General features: G+C 56.5%; 19 protein-coding genes. 5 read left to right on the top strand and 14 right to left on the bottom strand.

Annotated features, from left to right (window positions below):
• Positions 1 to 59: 59 nt before the first annotated feature.
• Positions 60 to 1,007: a 2-hydroxyacid dehydrogenase gene (locus tag CMO10_RS00990; RefSeq protein ID WP_297018468.1), complete on the bottom strand. Its 948-nt coding sequence runs from the start codon at positions 1,005 to 1,007 to the stop codon at positions 60 to 62.
• A gap of 167 nt (positions 1,008 to 1,174) precedes the next feature.
• Positions 1,175 to 1,594 (bottom strand): VOC family protein, encoded by a 420-nt coding sequence (locus tag CMO10_RS00985; protein ID WP_297018467.1) that lies wholly within the window; start codon positions 1,592 to 1,594, stop codon positions 1,175 to 1,177.
• A gap of 109 nt (positions 1,595 to 1,703) precedes the next feature.
• Here CMO10_RS00985 and CMO10_RS00980 point away from each other — a divergent pair, with 109 nt between their 5' ends.
• Positions 1,704 to 2,651 (top strand): LysR substrate-binding domain-containing protein, encoded by a 948-nt coding sequence (locus tag CMO10_RS00980; RefSeq protein WP_297018466.1) that lies wholly within the window; start codon positions 1,704 to 1,706, stop codon positions 2,649 to 2,651.
• A gap of 48 nt (positions 2,652 to 2,699) precedes the next feature.
• On the opposite strand, the gene CMO10_RS00975 is transcribed toward CMO10_RS00980, so the two are convergent.
• The 10 genes from CMO10_RS00975 to ade form a co-directional block, all read right to left on the bottom strand.
• Complete coding sequence (locus CMO10_RS00975; protein ID WP_297018465.1) at positions 2,700 to 3,176, bottom strand: DUF6314 family protein; 477 nt, start codon at positions 3,174 to 3,176, stop codon at positions 2,700 to 2,702.
• A gap of 82 nt (positions 3,177 to 3,258) precedes the next feature.
• The gene (locus CMO10_RS00970) at positions 3,259 to 3,630 is read right to left on the bottom strand and encodes a histidine triad nucleotide-binding protein (RefSeq protein WP_044830002.1); all 372 of its coding nucleotides are present in this window, start codon (positions 3,628 to 3,630) and stop codon (positions 3,259 to 3,261) included.
• A gap of 207 nt (positions 3,631 to 3,837) precedes the next feature.
• Positions 3,838 to 4,176: a phosphoribosyl-ATP diphosphatase gene (locus tag CMO10_RS00965; RefSeq protein ID WP_297018464.1), complete on the bottom strand. Its 339-nt coding sequence runs from the start codon at positions 4,174 to 4,176 to the stop codon at positions 3,838 to 3,840.
• A gap of 4 nt (positions 4,177 to 4,180) precedes the next feature.
• On the bottom strand, positions 4,181 to 4,942 hold the full coding sequence (gene hisF, locus CMO10_RS00960; RefSeq protein WP_120223844.1) for an imidazole glycerol phosphate synthase subunit HisF: 762 nt from the start codon (positions 4,940 to 4,942) through the stop codon (positions 4,181 to 4,183).
• Between the two features lie 22 nt (positions 4,943 to 4,964).
• Positions 4,965 to 5,693 (bottom strand): 1-(5-phosphoribosyl)-5-[(5-phosphoribosylamino)methylideneamino]imidazole-4-carboxamide isomerase, encoded by a 729-nt coding sequence (gene hisA / locus CMO10_RS00955; RefSeq protein ID WP_297018463.1) that lies wholly within the window; start codon positions 5,691 to 5,693, stop codon positions 4,965 to 4,967.
• A complete protein-coding gene (locus CMO10_RS00950; protein WP_044830005.1) occupies positions 5,690 to 6,244 on the bottom strand; it encodes a GNAT family N-acetyltransferase in 555 nt (184 codons plus the stop codon). The genes hisA and CMO10_RS00950 overlap by 4 nt, the downstream gene beginning before the upstream one ends.
• Positions 6,241 to 6,891, bottom strand: coding sequence for an imidazole glycerol phosphate synthase subunit HisH (hisH, locus tag CMO10_RS00945; protein ID WP_297018462.1), 651 nt, complete (start codon positions 6,889 to 6,891; stop codon positions 6,241 to 6,243). The genes CMO10_RS00950 and hisH overlap by 4 nt, the downstream gene beginning before the upstream one ends.
• Positions 6,888 to 7,331: a DUF2628 domain-containing protein gene (locus tag CMO10_RS00940; RefSeq protein ID WP_297018461.1), complete on the bottom strand. Its 444-nt coding sequence runs from the start codon at positions 7,329 to 7,331 to the stop codon at positions 6,888 to 6,890. Before CMO10_RS00940 ends, hisH begins: the two co-directional genes overlap by 4 nt.
• Positions 7,332 to 7,411: 80 nt before the next feature.
• Positions 7,412 to 8,011: an imidazoleglycerol-phosphate dehydratase HisB gene (gene hisB / locus CMO10_RS00935; protein WP_008888824.1), complete on the bottom strand. Its 600-nt coding sequence runs from the start codon at positions 8,009 to 8,011 to the stop codon at positions 7,412 to 7,414.
• 167 nt (positions 8,012 to 8,178) lie between these two features.
• Positions 8,179 to 9,909 carry an adenine deaminase gene (gene ade, locus CMO10_RS00930; protein ID WP_297018459.1) on the bottom strand — a complete coding sequence of 577 codons (1,731 nt, stop codon included), beginning with the start codon at positions 9,907 to 9,909 and terminating at the stop codon, positions 8,179 to 8,181.
• Positions 9,910 to 10,116: 207 nt separating this feature from the next.
• Here ade and hslV point away from each other — a divergent pair, with 207 nt between their 5' ends.
• The 3 genes from hslV (at position 10,117) to CMO10_RS00915 (ending at position 12,669) form a co-directional block, all read left to right on the top strand.
• Positions 10,117 to 10,677, top strand: coding sequence for an ATP-dependent protease subunit HslV (hslV, locus tag CMO10_RS00925; protein ID WP_044830010.1), 561 nt, complete (start codon positions 10,117 to 10,119; stop codon positions 10,675 to 10,677).
• A 60-nt stretch (positions 10,678 to 10,737) separates the two neighbouring features.
• Positions 10,738 to 12,048 carry an ATP-dependent protease ATPase subunit HslU gene (gene hslU, locus CMO10_RS00920; protein ID WP_297018457.1) on the top strand — a complete coding sequence of 437 codons (1,311 nt, stop codon included), beginning with the start codon at positions 10,738 to 10,740 and terminating at the stop codon, positions 12,046 to 12,048.
• 141 nt (positions 12,049 to 12,189) lie between these two features.
• Positions 12,190 to 12,669: a GNAT family N-acetyltransferase gene (locus CMO10_RS00915; RefSeq protein WP_297018456.1), complete on the top strand. Its 480-nt coding sequence runs from the start codon at positions 12,190 to 12,192 to the stop codon at positions 12,667 to 12,669.
• A 17-nt stretch (positions 12,670 to 12,686) separates the two neighbouring features.
• On the opposite strand, the gene CMO10_RS00910 is transcribed toward CMO10_RS00915, so the two are convergent.
• Both CMO10_RS00910 and CMO10_RS00905 read right to left on the bottom strand, forming a co-directional pair.
• Positions 12,687 to 14,096 carry an ATP-binding protein gene (locus CMO10_RS00910; RefSeq protein WP_297018454.1) on the bottom strand — a complete coding sequence of 470 codons (1,410 nt, stop codon included), beginning with the start codon at positions 14,094 to 14,096 and terminating at the stop codon, positions 12,687 to 12,689.
• A 285-nt stretch (positions 14,097 to 14,381) separates the two neighbouring features.
• Complete coding sequence (locus CMO10_RS00905; protein WP_297018452.1) at positions 14,382 to 14,963, bottom strand: malonic semialdehyde reductase; 582 nt, start codon at positions 14,961 to 14,963, stop codon at positions 14,382 to 14,384.
• Between the two features lie 252 nt (positions 14,964 to 15,215).
• On the opposite strand from CMO10_RS00905, the gene CMO10_RS00900 reads away from it, so the two are divergent.
• Positions 15,216 to 16,502 carry a polysaccharide deacetylase family protein gene (locus CMO10_RS00900; protein ID WP_297018450.1) on the top strand — a complete coding sequence of 429 codons (1,287 nt, stop codon included), beginning with the start codon at positions 15,216 to 15,218 and terminating at the stop codon, positions 16,500 to 16,502.
• The last annotated feature ends 53 nt before the right edge of the window (positions 16,503 to 16,555 follow it).

Below are 16,555 nucleotides of genomic sequence, written 5' to 3'. Positions count from 1 at the left end.
GCGGGGATTTTGCGCCGGATCGGGTTTGATAAGGATCGGGATGTTCTGGATGGAACGGCTTAGTAGCCGATCTCGCGATTGACCAGACCGCGCGGGGTTTCACCGCGCGCCAGACGATCAAGGTTTTCGGCAATCTGATCGACGGATTCTTCGAACCGGGTGGCAGCCGCGATATGCGGCGTGATGCGGATTTTCGCATGATCCCAGAACGGATGGCTTTCGGGCAGCGGTTCGGTCGCCGCAACATCGAGAAACGCACCGCGCAGATGGCCGGTATCAAGCGCGCGCAGCAAATCGGCCTCGTTAATCATCGCACCGCGCGCCGCATTAATGATCGCAGCCCCCTTGGGCAGGAAGGAAAGCGTGCTGCTGTTTAGCACATTTTCGGTCTCGGATGTGCGCGGCAGCAGGCAGATCAGGATATCGGACTGACCGAGGAATTCGGCGAGCGTTTCCTTGCCGGCATAGGTCGCAATGCCCTCGATCGCCTTCATCGAGCGGCTCCAGCCCGACACGGAGAAGCCAAGATTGGACAGCGAGACGGCAACGGCAGACCCCAGCGCACCCAGCCCCATCACACCGACCCGGCATTGCGAAATGCGTGCGACGTCATGCTGGGTCCAGTCGGCCTTGGCCTGCTGGGCGCTATAAACATCAAAGTCGCGCATGAAGTGAAGGGCTGCATAAAGATGATATTGCACCATCTGATCGGCCATGCCGGCATCTTCCAGGCGAATAACCGGCAAGTCTGTTGGCAGGCTGGGGGAGGAAACCACATGATCCACCCCGGCGCCGAGCGAGAAGATGGCTTTCAGGTTCGGCAGCGTCTTGATCAGACCCTGCGGCTGTTTCCAGAACAGAGCATAGTCAATCGTTTCAGGATCGTAACTGTTGTCTTCGGTCACGATATTGGCGTCCGGCAGACGATCGACCATCACGCTTTTCCACTTCTCATCATCGCCGGCAGCGGAAATCAGAATGTTGAGCGGGGCGTTGGTGGTCGACATCGGGGTCTCCTGGTCAAAACTTCGTAAGTTGGGGCGAAAATTGGGCTGCAAAACGGTTTGCACATATCAAACGCGCCAGAGCGCAAAGCGTTCCGGCGCGGTCAATACAGTCTGTCATGGACCGGCCCGCTTTCACAAGGCCGGTTGGGCGCTTTTACCTGCCAAAATCAGTGGGCAAAGATCATGGCCGGATCGCGGAAAGTCTTGAATTCAAGGCCATTTCCCGCCGGATCTTCGACAAAGAAGGTGCCCTGCTCGCCCGGTTCACCCTTGAAGCGGATCTTGGGTTCGAGCAGGAATTTGACATTGGCGGCCTTCAGCTTGTCGGCAAGCTGATGCCATTTTTCCCATTCCAGAACCGCCCCGAAATGCGGGATCGGCACTGCATCACCATCGACATCACCCGATCCCTTGTTCTGGCCTGCTTCCGGGCGGACATGGGCGGACAGCTGATGGCCAAAGAAATCAAAATCAATCCAGGCCTCGGTCGAGCGGCCTTCGTCACAGCCAAGAATATCGATATAGAACGCGCGCGTGTCGGCAATCGATTTGATCGGGAAGGCTAGATGGAATGGGGGCAGTGACATGGATGTCTCCTAGATAATCTAATGCTGTGTTGTTAGAGCCAGTCTAAATCAGCATAATACCGGGCGTAAAATCAGAAGTTCTGAATTTATCATCAGGAAAGCTATTGCTATGGCCCTGCGCCCGACCACCCCGCCGCTAAATGCCCTGCGCGCCTTTGAGGCCGCCGCCCGGCTTGGCAGCTTTGCCCGCGCGGCCGAGGAACTTTCAGTGACGTCGGGTGCCATCAGCCAGCAGGTCGCCAATCTTGAAGCCAGCCTTGGCATTAGCCTGTTTGAGCGCAGTGGCCCGAAACTGAGCCTGCGTGAAGCGGGCCGGGCCTATTTGCCCAGTTTGCGCCGTGCGCTCGACGAGATCGAGGCCGCCACCCTTGATCTGGTCACCCATGGCGCGGGGGAGCGGAAGCTGGTCATTGGTGCGCTGCATACATTGGCCAGCTGCTGGCTTATTCCAAAATTAAATCGATTTCAAAATGAACATCCTGATATCCGCCCGGTGATCGAGACGCTGGCGCTTAATTTCGCCACTCCGGAACGCAGCCCCGACCTTGGTGCGCGCCAGATCGATGTCGGGCTATATTTTGGCGACGGTCGTTGGACCGGGATGATTTGCGACAAGCTTTTTGATGAAATTCAAGTGGTTGTCGCCAAGCCCGGATATGTTGCTTCAGGTGATGAGACGGGCGAAAACAGCCCCATCGACCCGGTAGAGCTGATCGGACGTTACCCAAGACTGGTCCACACCACTCGGCCCAAGGCATGGCATGACTGGGCGCAGGCCAATGGTGTTGTCCTTACAGGCGGCCCCGGACCGGCGTTTGAGCACTTCTTCATGCTGATCGAGGCAGCCAAGGCCGGCATGGGAATCGCCCTTTTACCAAGGGTTTTGATCGAAGGACCACTGGCTGAAGGCAGTCTTGAAATCGTTAGCGAAGCCGGCCTGAAATCACGTGGCGCATACTACCTGATCACGCCCGAAAGCCGCCAGGACGTGCCGGAAGTCCGCGCCTTTCGTGACTGGGTGCTCGGTTTTGCAAGCCAATCCAGTTTGTCAGAATAATCCGACAAGTATCTGAAAGTATGGATGGATGTTCCGTGCGTCGGGGGATTAGGCGCGGCGATAGATGCTGTGCAGCAGGTGATCTTTCTTCGGACCGGTGATTTTTATTTTTGTTTCGAAATGATCTGGCCCGTTCCAGATCATGCAATGGTGATAAAAGTCATCCCCACAGGGATGAATGTCACGGGCACAGAGACCAGAATCGCCCCCATCACCCTCCTCGCCAAATTGCAGCAGCACATAGCGATTTCCGAAACTTAGGGGGTCGCGGAACAGAAGCTCAATCGCTGCCGGGTCTTCGTGCAGGACGAAATCATATTCGCGGTAGCCATCAAACCGCTTGCCATCCGTGCGGGTCAGAAACCCCTCTTCGCGATAGCGCAGCACATTGGGTTCGGCTGGATCGGCAGCATGAAACGTGACATCGCCGGTAAACTGCCCGGCCTCGCCCAGATCGCGCACAAGCGTCCAGTTGCCGGTAAGGGCCTGGAAAATCTCGGCTGCGGTGGGGGTGTTGGATGCCATCGGTGATCTCAGATCCATGTCAGGACAAAAAAGGCAGGGCGCGCGATGCGGAACCCTGCCTTTTTAATGGTGTTTCAGTCGCTTAGGCGCCCGGCAGCATTCGCGGCAGTTTCTCGCCGCCCAGAATATGGACATGCAGGTGTGGGACGTCCTGGCGGCCGTGTTCACGGGTGTTGGCGATCAGGCGGTAGCCGTCTTCCACCACGCCGGCTTCCTTGGAGATTTTGCCGATTGCACGGGTATAGGCGATGATTTCAGCGTCCGAGGCATTCAGCGCAAAGTCGTCATAGCTGGTATAGGCGCCCTTGGGGATGACCAGCACATGGGTCGGGGCCTGGGGCGCGATATCATTGAAGGCCAGCACATGGTCATCTTCATAGACCTTGGTGCACGGGATTTCACCGCGCAGGATTTTGGCGAAGATGTTTTCCGGATCGTAGGGCTGAACGGCCATGGTGATGCTCCTGAACGCTATTTCTCAACTTTGATCGTCATATTGGACAGGCTTGTCGCCCGGTGCAATTTCGATTTTGCGAAAGTGCGACCATTTTCCAATTTCCGTCATTCCGGGCGGAGCAAGGCGGAGGCCCGGAATCCATGGTAGCGGTTGTATCGATATGGATGCCCGCCTGCGCGGGCATGACGGGTGTTGGGGTAATCCTTAGTCGCTTTTGCGCGATGCCTTCTCAGTGATACCTGAAATGCCCTGACGCTCTGCCAGGATCTTCCAGACATCTTCGGGATTTACCCCCTGGTCGGCCCAAAGCACAGTCAGGTGATAAAGAAGGTCGGCACTTTCCGATGCGACCTTGTCCGGGCTTTCGGCCAAAGCGGCAATCACGGTTTCAACGCCCTCTTCGCCGACTTTTTGGGCGATTTTGGGCGTGCCCTTGGCAAACAGCTTGGCGGTATAGCTGGTTTCCGGGTCCGCACCCTTGCGCGCGGCAACGGTTGCGTAAAGCGCATCAAGGATATGTTGGCTTTTATCCGTATCGGGCATGATTTCAGTCCTCGCGCACCGGAATACCGGCAGCTTTCATGTGTTCCTTGACCTCGCGAATGCGATAGGTGCCGAAATGGAAGATCGAGGCGGCCAGAACGGCTGATGCGTGGGCATCACGCACGCCTTCGACCATATGATCGAGCGTCCCCACCCCGCCCGAGGCAATAACCGGCACATGCACGGCATCGGCAATGGTACGTGTCAGCGGGATGTTAAAGCCTGACTGGGTGCCATCGCGATCCATCGAGGTGACAAGGAGCTCGCCAGCGCCATATTCGACCATTTGTTTTGCAAACGAAACGGCATCAATCCCGGTGGGTTCGCGCCCACCATGGGTAAAGATTTCAAACTTGTCCGGGCCGGTCGATTTGGCGTCGATCGAGACCACAATGCATTGCGATCCGAACTTGCGCGCTGCTTCGCGCACGAAATCGGGGTTTTTCACCGCTGCGGTATTGATCGAAACCTTGTCCGCACCGGCGAGAAGCAGCTTGCGGATGTCTTCAAGGGTGCGCACCCCGCCGCCAACCGTGACCGGCATGAAGCAGGCCTCGGCCGTGCGGGCAACCACATCAAAGATGGTATCGCGGTTGTCACTTGATGCGGTGATATCAAGGAAGCAGAGCTCATCCGCGCCCTCGGCATCATAGATGCGCGCCTGTTCGACCGGGTCGCCGGCATCGATCAGATCAACGAAATTGACCCCTTTGACGACGCGGCCGTCCTTGACGTCAAGACAGGGAATGACACGGGTTTTCAGCATGGTCTGTTTCCTGTTGGGTCGGTTACGAAAGGGCCGCGATGGCCTCTGCCAGATCGATGCGGCCATCATAAAGCGCACGACCGGAAATCGCGCCATCAATGCCCGAACTTGTGTGTTTTTTGACCGCGATCAGGTCATCCAGCGACGAAACCCCGCCCGAGACAATCACCGGGGTCGAGATTTCCGATGCCAGGGCCACGGTGCTTTCAATATTCGGGCCACCCATCGCACCATCGCGGTCGATATCGGTAAAGATGATCGCCGCCACACCGCAATCTTCAAACTTCTTGGCGAGTTCAAGGGCGGTGACTTTGGATGTTTCTGCCCAGCCTTCAACCGCGACATAGCCATCACGCGCATCAATGCCGACCGCAACCCGGCCCGGCCATTTCGCACAGGCTTCCTTGACGAAGTCCGGATTGCGAAGGGCAACCGTGCCCAGGATCACGCGGGTGATGCCTTTGTTCAGCCAATAATCAACCGTTTCCATGGTACGGATGCCGCCACCAAGCTGCGTCTGGGCCTTGCCAGAAACCGCAGCAAGGATCGAATCCACTGCTGCACCATTGACCGGTTCGCCCGCAAAGGCGCCGTTCAGATCAACGATATGAACCCAATGGCAGCCTGCGGCGACAAATTCGCCGGCCTGTGCGCCCGGGTTATCGTTAAACACGGTTGCCTTATCCATGTCGCCGCGCAGCAAGCGCACACAGGCGCCGTCTTTCAGGTCAATTGCGGGATAAAGGTTCACTGATCGGTGTCCTGTATTTTTTTGGTGTAGTAATAGCCTTCGACCATCTTGCCATCGACCATCGCGTAATAGGGATTGATCCCCCAACGGACATATCCAAGCCCGTTATAAAGCGCGATGGCGGCCTGCTGGGTTTCCCGAAGGTCGAGTTTCAAAACGCTATAGCCCGCTTCACGGGCGAAATATTCAATCGAACGCACAATCGCCTTGCCGTTGCCGCGCCCGCGCGCCCAAGGGGCGACGAAATGGCCGGAAATCTGGGCCGAATGGCGCTGTGCTTCGAGGTTGGCCGGTGTTTCGATCAACTGGGCGGCACCCGAAATAATGCCATCAACGCGCGACACAAACAGATGACGACCCGGCATCAGCAACACGCCGCGCCAGTATTTTTCCATGTCCGGACGATCCGGCGGGGTGAGCCAGCCAAAGCCGCCACCTTCGACAATCGCCTGGGTGCAGGCATCGACAATGTCGGAAAGCTCGCCCGCGGTCAGTTCGGTGACGCGTTCAGCACTTACACCCGGTTCAATGGTATCTGATGGTGCGATCATGGCTTCCACCCCAGGAAGTTCCCGATGATGGTAAGCCCGGTCTTCTGGCTTTTTTCCGGGTGGAACTGGGTGCCAATCATGTTGTCACGCCCGATCATGGCTGTCAGATCCCCGCCATAGGAAACCGATGCCAGACGCTGATCAGGGTTGGTGACATGCATGTGATAGCTGTGCACGAAATAGGCGTGATCGCCGTCCGAAATGCCGTTCAGCACCGGGTGCGCCTTGCCCGCCGGATCAAGCACCAGCTCGTTCCAGCCCATATGCGGGATTTTAAGGGTCGGGTCGCTGGGCTCGATCGCAACGACTTCGCCAGCAATCCAGTCAAGGCCATCAGTCACTTCAAATTCGCGGCCGACGGTCGACATCAACTGCATGCCAACACAGATGCCAAAGAACGGCTTGCCGCCCTTAATCACCTGTTCGGTCAAAACATCAACCATGCCGGTGACGGCATCAAGACCGGCACGGCAATCGGCATAGGCGCCAACGCCCGGAAGCACGATATGGCTGGCGTTGCGGACCTTTTCCGGGTCATCGGTGACAATGATCTCGTCAGAAAAGCCGGTTTCACGCGCAGCACGCTCGAACGCCTTGGCGGCAGAGCGCAGATTGCCGGAACCGTAATCAATAATCGCAACACTCATGGGTAGGATGGGCTCCCGGTTGAGGGGGTGGAGGTAAGGGCAGCTGCGGAGTGTGGGACGCGCAGCCGGGAATTTTTCGAACGCTCAAAGCAGCGATGTTCGGCGTCAGATTCATCATGACCTGCAACGATATCGACCATCTGCCAGCCTTTGGCGGCCAGCTTGCGACGACGCAGATCATTGGCAATCAGGCCAAAGCCGATCCCGGTCACAAGCGCCAGGGTAAAATCCATTTCCGGCCCGCCATCAAACAGCTCGACCGCAAAAGTGCAGAGGAATGAAACCGCGACAAGCCCGATAAAGCCCAGCCACAGGCGATGATACAACGCCCAAAGGCCCGACAGCAGAAAGGCCCAGAAATTGAAGCCTTCGCGGATCAGGATGGCGTTTTCCATCGGATCGACATCGCCGGGATGGGTATGGACTGTGTAAACCTTCATCGAAAACCGGTTCTTTGGACCGATGGCATTTTTGGGTTTTCATGCCACCGGTTATTTTCGATCAGACCGAACTGATCCGCTTACAAGGAGCCGCCAAGCGTGCCCTTGGTCGAAGGAATGGCATCGGACTTGCGCGGATCAATTTCGATTGCCACGCGCAGCGACCGTGCAAGCGCCTTGAAGGCACTTTCGATGATATGGTGGTTGTTCTCACCATACAGGTTTTCGACATGCAGCGTTATGCCGGCCGCCTGGGCAAAGCCCTGGAACCATTCACGGAACAGCTCGGTATCCATATCGCCCAGCTTGTCGCGGGTAAATTCGACATTCCAGATCAGATAGGGACGGCTTGAAATATCAAGTGCGACACGGGTCAGGGCCTCGTCCATCGGCAGCAGGCAGCTGCCATAACGCGTGATGCCCTTCTTGTCGCCAAGCGCCTTGGCAAAGGCCTCACCGATTGCAATGCCGCTATCTTCGGTGGTGTGGTGGAAATCAATATGCAGGTCGCCCTTGGCCCGGACTTTAAGGTCCATCAGGCTGTGACGCGAAAGCTGTTCGAGCATGTGATCAAGGAACCCGACCCCGGTCTCGACGTCGTAAACGCCGGTCCCGTCAAGGTTCAGTTCAACCATGATCTGGGTTTCGTTTGTGTTACGCTCAACGCGGGCCTTGCGCATGCAAAGCTCCTTTCCTGCAGATATTGATGCATATGACGGGTCGTATGTAGCAATAAAGCTGTGGAAAAGCCAGTTTTAGGTGCCTACGTATTGGCCGCAAAATCACACGAATTCGTGTGGCCTGCCGCCAGACTGCCTTTTGACCGCGCTGATAGCCTGTTTTGGTCCTAAACGAAGTCGAATTTATCGACGTCAAACAGGCCGCGATCGGTCATTTTCAGGTGCGGGATCACCGGAAGTGCGAGGAAGGCGACCTGCAGGAACGGTTCGGGCAAGACACAGCCCAGATCCTTGGCCGCCTTGCGCAGATCAATCAGGTGTTCCTCGACGGTTTCAAAAGGCTCAAGGCTCATGAGCCCTGCGACCGGAAGGGCCAGTTCGGCGGTGACCTTGCCACCGTCAGCCACCGCAAAGCCGCCGCCCATTTCAATCAGGCGATTAACCGCTGCGGCCATGTCGGCATCATCTGCACCGACCACGGTGATATTGTGGCTGTCATGCCCGACGGAGGATGCAATCGCCCCGCGTTTCAGGCCAAAGCCGCGCACGAAGCTGCGCCCGATATTGCCATTGATGCCATGGCGTTCGACGACCGCGACCTTGATCACGTCGTTATCGAGATCGGGTTTAAGGCCATTATCGCCAATTTCAAGCGTCGCTTCATCACGGAAGGTCAGGATTAGCCCCGGCTTGACCTTGATCACCGGTGTCTGGTTCTGCCCCGGTTTGGGATCGCAGGCAAAGGCCTCTGCCGAGACCGGGGTGGCCTTCATTGAGTTCAAACCGACCGGATCGATGGTTTTGCGTTTGGCAAACAGGTCCTTGGTCACAAGGCGACCACCGGCAATGACATCGGTGACGTTGCAGCTATCAAGATCATCAAGGATTGCGATATCAGCCCGCCAGCCCGGCCCGATCAGACCGCGGTCGCGCAGGCCGAAAATGCGGGCTGCCGAGTGGGACGCTGCGCGATAGGCATGATGGATCGGGCAATTACGCGCCTTCAAATGACCAATTAATCGCGCAACAAGACTATCAAGATGACCTTCTTCGCCAATATCAAGCGGGTTGCGGTCATCGGTGCAGAGTGCGACGAAGCTTGAGCTGTTTTCATCGAGAATTTCGGCCAATGCTTCGAGGTCCTTGGATACCGATCCTTCGCGGATCAGGATCGCCATGCCTTTGGCGAGTTTTTCGCGGGCTTCCTCGGCCGAAGTGGCTTCGTGATCGGTGCGGATGCCTGCGGCCATATAGCCATTAAGATCCGATCCGCGCACCAGTGGTGCGTGACCGTCAATATGACCATCCTGAAAGGCTTCGAGCTTGGCCATGATGCCCGGATCAAGATTGAGCACGCCGGGATAGTTCATCATTTCCGCCAGACCGACGACCTTTTCGTGCGAGCGGAACGGCAGAAGGTCCTCGATTTCAAGCCGCGCACCGGCGGTTTCGAACGCGGTGGCCGGAACGCACGATGACAGATTGACCCGCACATCCATAACGGTCTGCTCGGCGCAATCAAGGAAGTATTTGATGCCCTCGGACCCTAGCACATTGGCGATTTCGTGCGGGTCGCACAGGACCGTGGTCACGCCATGCGGCAGGACGCAGCGATCAAATTCAAGCGGGGTGACGAGTGAGCTTTCGATATGCAGGTGGGTATCGATAAAGCCGGGGACGGCGAATTTGCCGGTGCAATCAATCTCGGTCTCGCCGGTATAGCTGTCATGGGTGCCGACAATCCGGTCGCCGACGATGGCGATATCGGTCTCGGTGACCTTGCCCGTTATGACGTCCAACAACCTGATATTGCGCAGGACCAGATCCGCCTTGATTTTGCCCTGACCGGCAAGGATGCATTTGCCAAGATGGGTTTGGGTAAGGTCGGTGCTGGTCATGGGTTCTGGTCCTGTCATTCTTGAAATTCTTTTGCGCCCCCAAGGGTAAAGCATGTGGCCCTTGAGCGCTTTGAAATTTTTATGGAATGGACGATTGAAACTGTGTTTGCGTTTTGGGGAAAGAGTGTGCGCCGCCTTGGCCCTTGACCGGGGCGTCTGCCGTGCTAACTCTTGGGCGAAGCAATCGAGAAGATTCAAGGATTATTCATGAGCGAACAACAAAGCTGGCATGGCACGACGATCCTGTCCGTGCGCAAGGGCAATGAAGTCGTGGTGGCCGGTGATGGTCAGGTCTCGCTTGGTCCGACGGTGATCAAGGGCAATGCGCGCAAGGTGCGCCGGATCGGCCAGAAGGGCGAGATCATGGTGGGCTTTGCCGGGGCAACGGCGGATGCCTTTACCCTGCTGGAACGTCTGGAAGCCAAGCTGGATCGTCATCCGGGCCAGACCATGCGCGCCTGTGTCGAACTGGCCAAGGACTGGCGGACGGATCGTTATCTGCGCAAGCTCGAAGCCATGATGGCCGTCGCCGACAAGGATGTGTCACTAGTTCTGACCGGCCAGGGCGATGTTCTTGAACCCGAAGATGGCATCATTGCCATTGGATCGGGCGGTAACTATGCGCTTGCTGCGGCCCGGGCCCTGATTGATCAGGATCTCAGTGCCGAGGAAATTGCGCGCAAGGCGATGGCGATTGCGGGTGAGATTTGTGTCTACACCAATGGCAATGTCCTGCTTGAGAAAATCGATATCGAGGAAGCAAAGTAAGGCGCTGGTTGATCCGGGCCTTTCACCTGCCTCCGTCGCAAAAAGATACGGAATAAATTTATGACCCAACATTACAGCCCGCGCGAAATTGTTTCCGAACTGGACCGTCACATCATCGGTCAGAAGGATGCCAAGCGCGCGGTCGCCATTGCGCTGCGCAACCGTTGGCGCCGTCAGCAGCTTGACGAAACCATGCGCAATGAAGTGCTTCCGAAAAACATCCTGATGATCGGTCCGACCGGTGTCGGTAAAACCGAAATCGCGCGCCGCCTTGCCAAACTGGCAGAAGCCCCGTTCATCAAGATCGAAGCAACCAAGTTTACCGAAGTCGGTTATGTCGGGCGCGATGTTGAACAGATCGTGCGTGATCTGGTGGAAGTTTCCATCGACCTGACCCGCGAAAGCATGCGCAAGAAAGTCCGTGCCAAGGCGGAAATGCAGGCTGAGGAACGTATTCTTGATGGTCTGGTCGGGGAAACAGCATCGCCGGAAACCCGTCAGAAGTTCCGCAAGATGCTGCGCGAGGGCGAGCTTCAGCAAAAAGAGATCGAAATCAACGTTCAGGAAAGCAGCACGGCCTCGATGCCGACCATCGATATCCCGGGCATGCCCGGCGCACAGATGGGCATGATGAACCTGAGCGACATGTTCGGCAAAGCGTTTGGCAACAACACCACGCCGAAACGCATGACGGTCGAAGAAGCCTTTGAACGCCTGATCGATGAAGAAGGCGACAAGCTTCTGGATAATGACAAGGTCACCGCCGAGGCGATCGAAAATGTCGAACAGAACGGCATTGTGTTCCTGGATGAGATCGACAAGATCACCGCACGTTCCGAACGCGGCGGGGATGTATCGCGCGAAGGTGTTCAGCGTGACCTGCTGCCACTGATCGAAGGCACCAACGTTTCTACCAAGCATGGCACGGTCAAAACCGACCATATCCTGTTTATCTGCTCGGGCGCGTTCCATCTGGCCAAGCCATCCGACCTTCTGCCGGAATTGCAGGGCCGTTTGCCGATCCGTGTTGAGCTGAAGGCGCTTACCGAAGGTGACTTCCGCCGCATTCTGCTGGAACCGGAAGCGTCCCTGATCAAGCAGTATATCGCGCTGATGAAGACCGAGGACGTCACACTCGACTTCACCGATGATGCGGTCGACGAGATTGCCCGGATTTCGGCCAATGTAAACGAAACCGTCGAAAATATCGGTGCGCGTCGCCTGCACACGGTGCTTGAAAAGCTGCTCGATGACATCAGCTTTACCGCCACCGACCGAGGTGGCGAGACGTTCAAGGTCGATGCCGATTATGTCCGTGAACAGGTCGAGGATCTGTCCAAGGATACCGATCTTTCGAAGTTTATTCTGTAATCGAAACGTTCGACTAAGTTAGCTTCAAATCAGATACGCAAAAGGCCAGCACGATGTTGCTGGCCTTTTTAATTTAACCCTCAGCCACCGAAATTTGGTCTATGCTAAGATCTTGGGAATGCATCGATTTTGGGGGCGATCATGTCTTATGACGTCGTTTATCTGGCAGACAGACCTGATTGCGTAGACGCCTGTGCAGCTTGGGCATATGGGCGTTGGGGTGTGCAAAAGCCTAACAGCAGTCTTGAAAATGCCAGGGCGTACTTCGCCCAGTGTCGTCAAAAAGATGCACTGCCCCTGACCCTTCTGGCAATTAACCGGGAAACCGGTTTGCCCATCGGCATGGCAAGCTTATGGCCGCAGGACGGGACAGATTGGCCGGAAAAGACGCCATGGATTGCGGCTGTTTACACGCTGTACCGCTATCGTGGGATTGGGATCGCGAGATGTTTGGTGAACCGTCTGCTTGATGAGGCAGAGCGTCTCGCGATTAAAACGGTGTATCTCAAAAGCGGTTCGGCTGCTGAGATGTATCGCGGTTTCGGCTTCGAGGAGCTTGATCGCCAGCCTTCATTGACGGCAGAAGAGGGCTATAAGACCCTGTTTTACAAGCACATCTGACTGCTATCCAAAGCAGATCAGGCGGTGTGGAGTTTCCGGACGTTATCGCCGGTTTTGGCCGGCAGATAGACCGTAAAGACCGATCCGACACCCTGTTCGCTTTCGATCTGCATGGTGCCGCGGTGGCGTTGCACCAGATGTTTGACGATGGCCAAGCCAAGGCCGGTACCGCCAACCGCGCGCGAGCGGGCGGTATCGACGCGATAGAAACGCTCTGTCAGGCGCGGCAGATGTTCACGGGCGATGCCATCGGAATGATCGCGGATGGCAACGGCCATGATGCGGTCATGGCGGAAACGCGCCAGCGCACCCGGCGGGTTTTTGGCCAGACTGATCGAGACTTCGACATCGGTATTGGCGTGGCCGTATTTGATGGCGTTTTCGACCAGATTGACAAAGACCTGGGTCAGTTCCTTTTCCTCGCCGACCATACCAGTATCGTCAAGGGTGCTGGTGACACGGATATTCATGCCCTTGTCCTGCGCCTTCATGGCAAGGCTTTGGGCGACCTTGCCAATGATCTTGCCAACATCGCAATCTTCAGAAGGCGGGGTATGTTCGTTCAGCTCAATCCGGGCAAGCGACAACAGATCTTCGATCAGATGCTGCATGCGCTGGGCCTGATCGCGCATGACCGGCAGGAACTGATTGAGCGCATCCGGATCGTCCTTGGCCGGGCCTTCGAGCGTTTCGATAAAGCCAAGCAGTACCGAAAGCGGAGTACGCAGTTCATGCCCCGCATCGGTTGCGAAGTCTGCGCGCATCTGCTCAAGCTTGCGAAGTTCGGTCAGGTCGGAAAATGTCAGAACATAGTTCCGATCCCCGGTCGCCGCCGGCAGACGCGCGGTCAGCACATCAAAATGACGGTGCGCATCAGATGCCAGAACAAATTCCGCATGCTTCATGGTTTCGCGTTCATTGGCGACATCATCAAAGGCATCAAGCAGGATCGGGTCACGAATGAAACGCGTCAGGTCGCGACCGGTTTCAAGGTTGTGAAACAGCCCCTTTGCCGCGCGGTTAAAGCCGGTGACGACACGCTGGCGATTGACCATCACCACCGGGTTTGGCAGGTGATCAAGGATTTCGGCATCGGTGCTGGTCTGGGCTTCCAGAAGGGCGATGCGATCACGGAAGGCCGCGGCAATCTGGGTATAAAGTGATGAAAGTTCGGATGCGGCCGCAAAACTGATGTGTTGCGGCGGGGTGCCTTTATAGCGGTCGCGCAGATCGGTGGCATAGCGGGCCACGCGGCGCAGATCGCCAAAATAGATGCGCAACATCGCCACCACGCCAAGCCAGGACAGCAGTGCCGACAGGATCGCCGTTCCCACGCCAAGCTGCCCCATCGACGCAAGGACGATGAAGACGATGCCGACCGGAAAGGCAATGGCCAAAGCCGTAAGTATCAATTGGCGGAAACCCAATTAACGCTCCTGTTTAAACGAGGTGGTGGGGGTTTATCACGCGTGTTGTAAAAAGTGGACCTAAAATGGTTATGCGCCGGTAAAGATCAAATAAAAGTTTGATGACAGTTTTCTAAGCCCTGAAGTGATTGAAAATATCTGTCGGGTGCGCGGCAAACCCGCCATCTGCAGCGATGCAATCGGGTAGATGTGTCATGTAGGGAGCGGATCGGACTCCGCCAAGCGGCGGGCCATTGGTTAACGGCCCGCCGCTTGGGGATATTGTTCGGTACTTTACACCCTGGATCAGATGATCTCGGCACCCTGATCGAAGCTCAGACGTGGCTGGCGCGGGAAAAGCTTGCTGCCATCGCCATAGCCGATGTTAAGCAGGAAGTTGCTTTTGTACGTGGTGCCGGCAAAGAATTCGGCGTCGACCTTTGCGTTGTCAAAGCCCGACATTGCACCGCTATCAAGGCCAAGGGCGCGCAGGGCAAGGATGAAATAGCCCGCCTGCAGGGTGCCATTACGAAATGCGGTGGTGTTGATGGCATCTTGCTTGCCGACAAACCAGGAGCGGGCATCGGTATGCGGAAACAGATCGGGCAGTTTTTCATAGAATTCCATGTCATGGGCGATGATCGCGGTCACCGGTGCAGTCATGGTTTTTTCGACATTGCCCGGTGCAAGGCAGGGTTTAAGCCGTTCGCGCGCAGCATCGGTGGTGACAAAGGTCACGCGCATCGGTTCGCAGTTGGCACTGGTCGGTGCCAGAACCGTCAGGTCCCAAGCCTGTTTGAGCAGGGCCGGATCAACCGGTTTGTCCTGCCAGACATTGTGGGTACGGCCATTACGGAAGAGAAGGTCAAGTCCATCGGAATTAAGCATGGGGCCTCTTCAATGAAGGTATTAGTCAGACTATCGATATAGATAGTTCATCAGTTATGACGCAATGCACAATTGGCAAGACCTCATATGAACTGTGGAAAAACAATCAGTTCACTGGTATTTTCGACGTCAAAATGACCCTGCATAACGCTCTGCGTTGGACAGGGGGCGGGTTTTCTACTGGGGGGAGACCCGAGGACGCAAACGGGTTGCGTCCCGGCGTGGGTGGATCGCAAATTACTGGAAACAGATATGGCAGTTGAGACCAAAGGGCACGGCGCGATTATGACATCGATGCGGGCAAGGCCGTCACGCAGCTTGCAACGCCTTCTTGTGGGGGTCTCTTTCGCGGTTGGACTTGGTTTTGGTGCGACAACCGGCTTTGCCCAGGTGGCTTCAGACCAAGCCCCGGCGACCGAGGATGCGGTTCAGGAAACACCAGCTGCTGCTCCTGCCGCTGATGAAGTCGAAGCAGAAACCCCCGAAGCCGACGTAGCGGAAACCGAAGCGCCATCAAGCGAAACCCCGGCGGCGGAAGCGCCTGAGACAACTGCACAGGACGCAGCGCCGGCTGACACATCTGAGGAAGTGGTTGCAGCTGGTGGAGATGCGAGCTCGGCCGTGGTCTTTATGTATCATCGCTTTGGCGAGGGGGAATATCCCTCTACCAACATCACGATGGAACAGTTTGCCGCCCATGTGAAGGAACTGACAAGCGGCCCCTATACCGTGATGGGTGTACCCCAGATCGTCAGTGCGCTTGCCGATGGGGCGGGCCTGCCGGATCGTACGATCGGCATTACGGTTGATGATGCTTATCGCTCTGTTTACGAGAAGGCTTGGCCGGTCTTTCGGGAGAACGACCTGCCCTTCACGGTGTTTGTATCTACCGAACAGCTTGATTCGGGTTATGCCAATTATATGACCTGGGACATGGTGCGTGAATTGTCCAAGGCGGGCGTGACCATCGGTGGCCATAGCCAGAACCATGCCCACCTGCCCGATTTTGATATTGATCGCGTCAAGGCGGAGCTTGCCAATTCAGCGGCCCGCTTTGAAGAAGAGCTTGGCTACGTGCCGGAAATCTTTGCGTACCCGTATGGTGAAGCCAATAACGAGGTGATCGCAGCGGTCAAGGAAGCCGGTTATCGCGCGGCCTTTGGTCAGCAAAGCGGTGCGATGCATACGAGCTCAGACTTCATGTATCTGCCGCGCTTTGCACTTAATGAGCATTATGGGGCGATGGATCGCTTTAATCTGGCGGCCAATTCCCTGCCGCTTGTGGTCAGTGATGTGACGCCGTCGGACTATACCCTGACACGTAATCCGCCGGCATTTGGCTTTACCCTGGCGGAACCGGCACCATCGATGAATTGTTATCCGTCCGAAGGGACGCCGACCATGTCGCGGCTGGGTGAAGAGCGGGTTGAAATCCGCCTTGATGCCCCGGTTTCAAGCGGCCGCTGGCGGATCAATTGCACCGCCATGGGATCGGAATCACGCTGGCAATGGTTCGGGATGCTTTACACCGTTCCATAAGAACCGGCAGGGTTTTGCAAAATCCTGTGGCTGAACGCAGTCCTTGAAATTAT

This window comes from Thalassospira sp. (genome assembly GCF_002709775.1).
Taxonomy (GTDB): Bacteria; Pseudomonadota; Alphaproteobacteria; order Rhodospirillales; family Thalassospiraceae; genus Thalassospira.
Note: the sequence above shows the minus strand (reverse complement) of the source record. Positions and strands in the feature narration are given on the sequence as shown.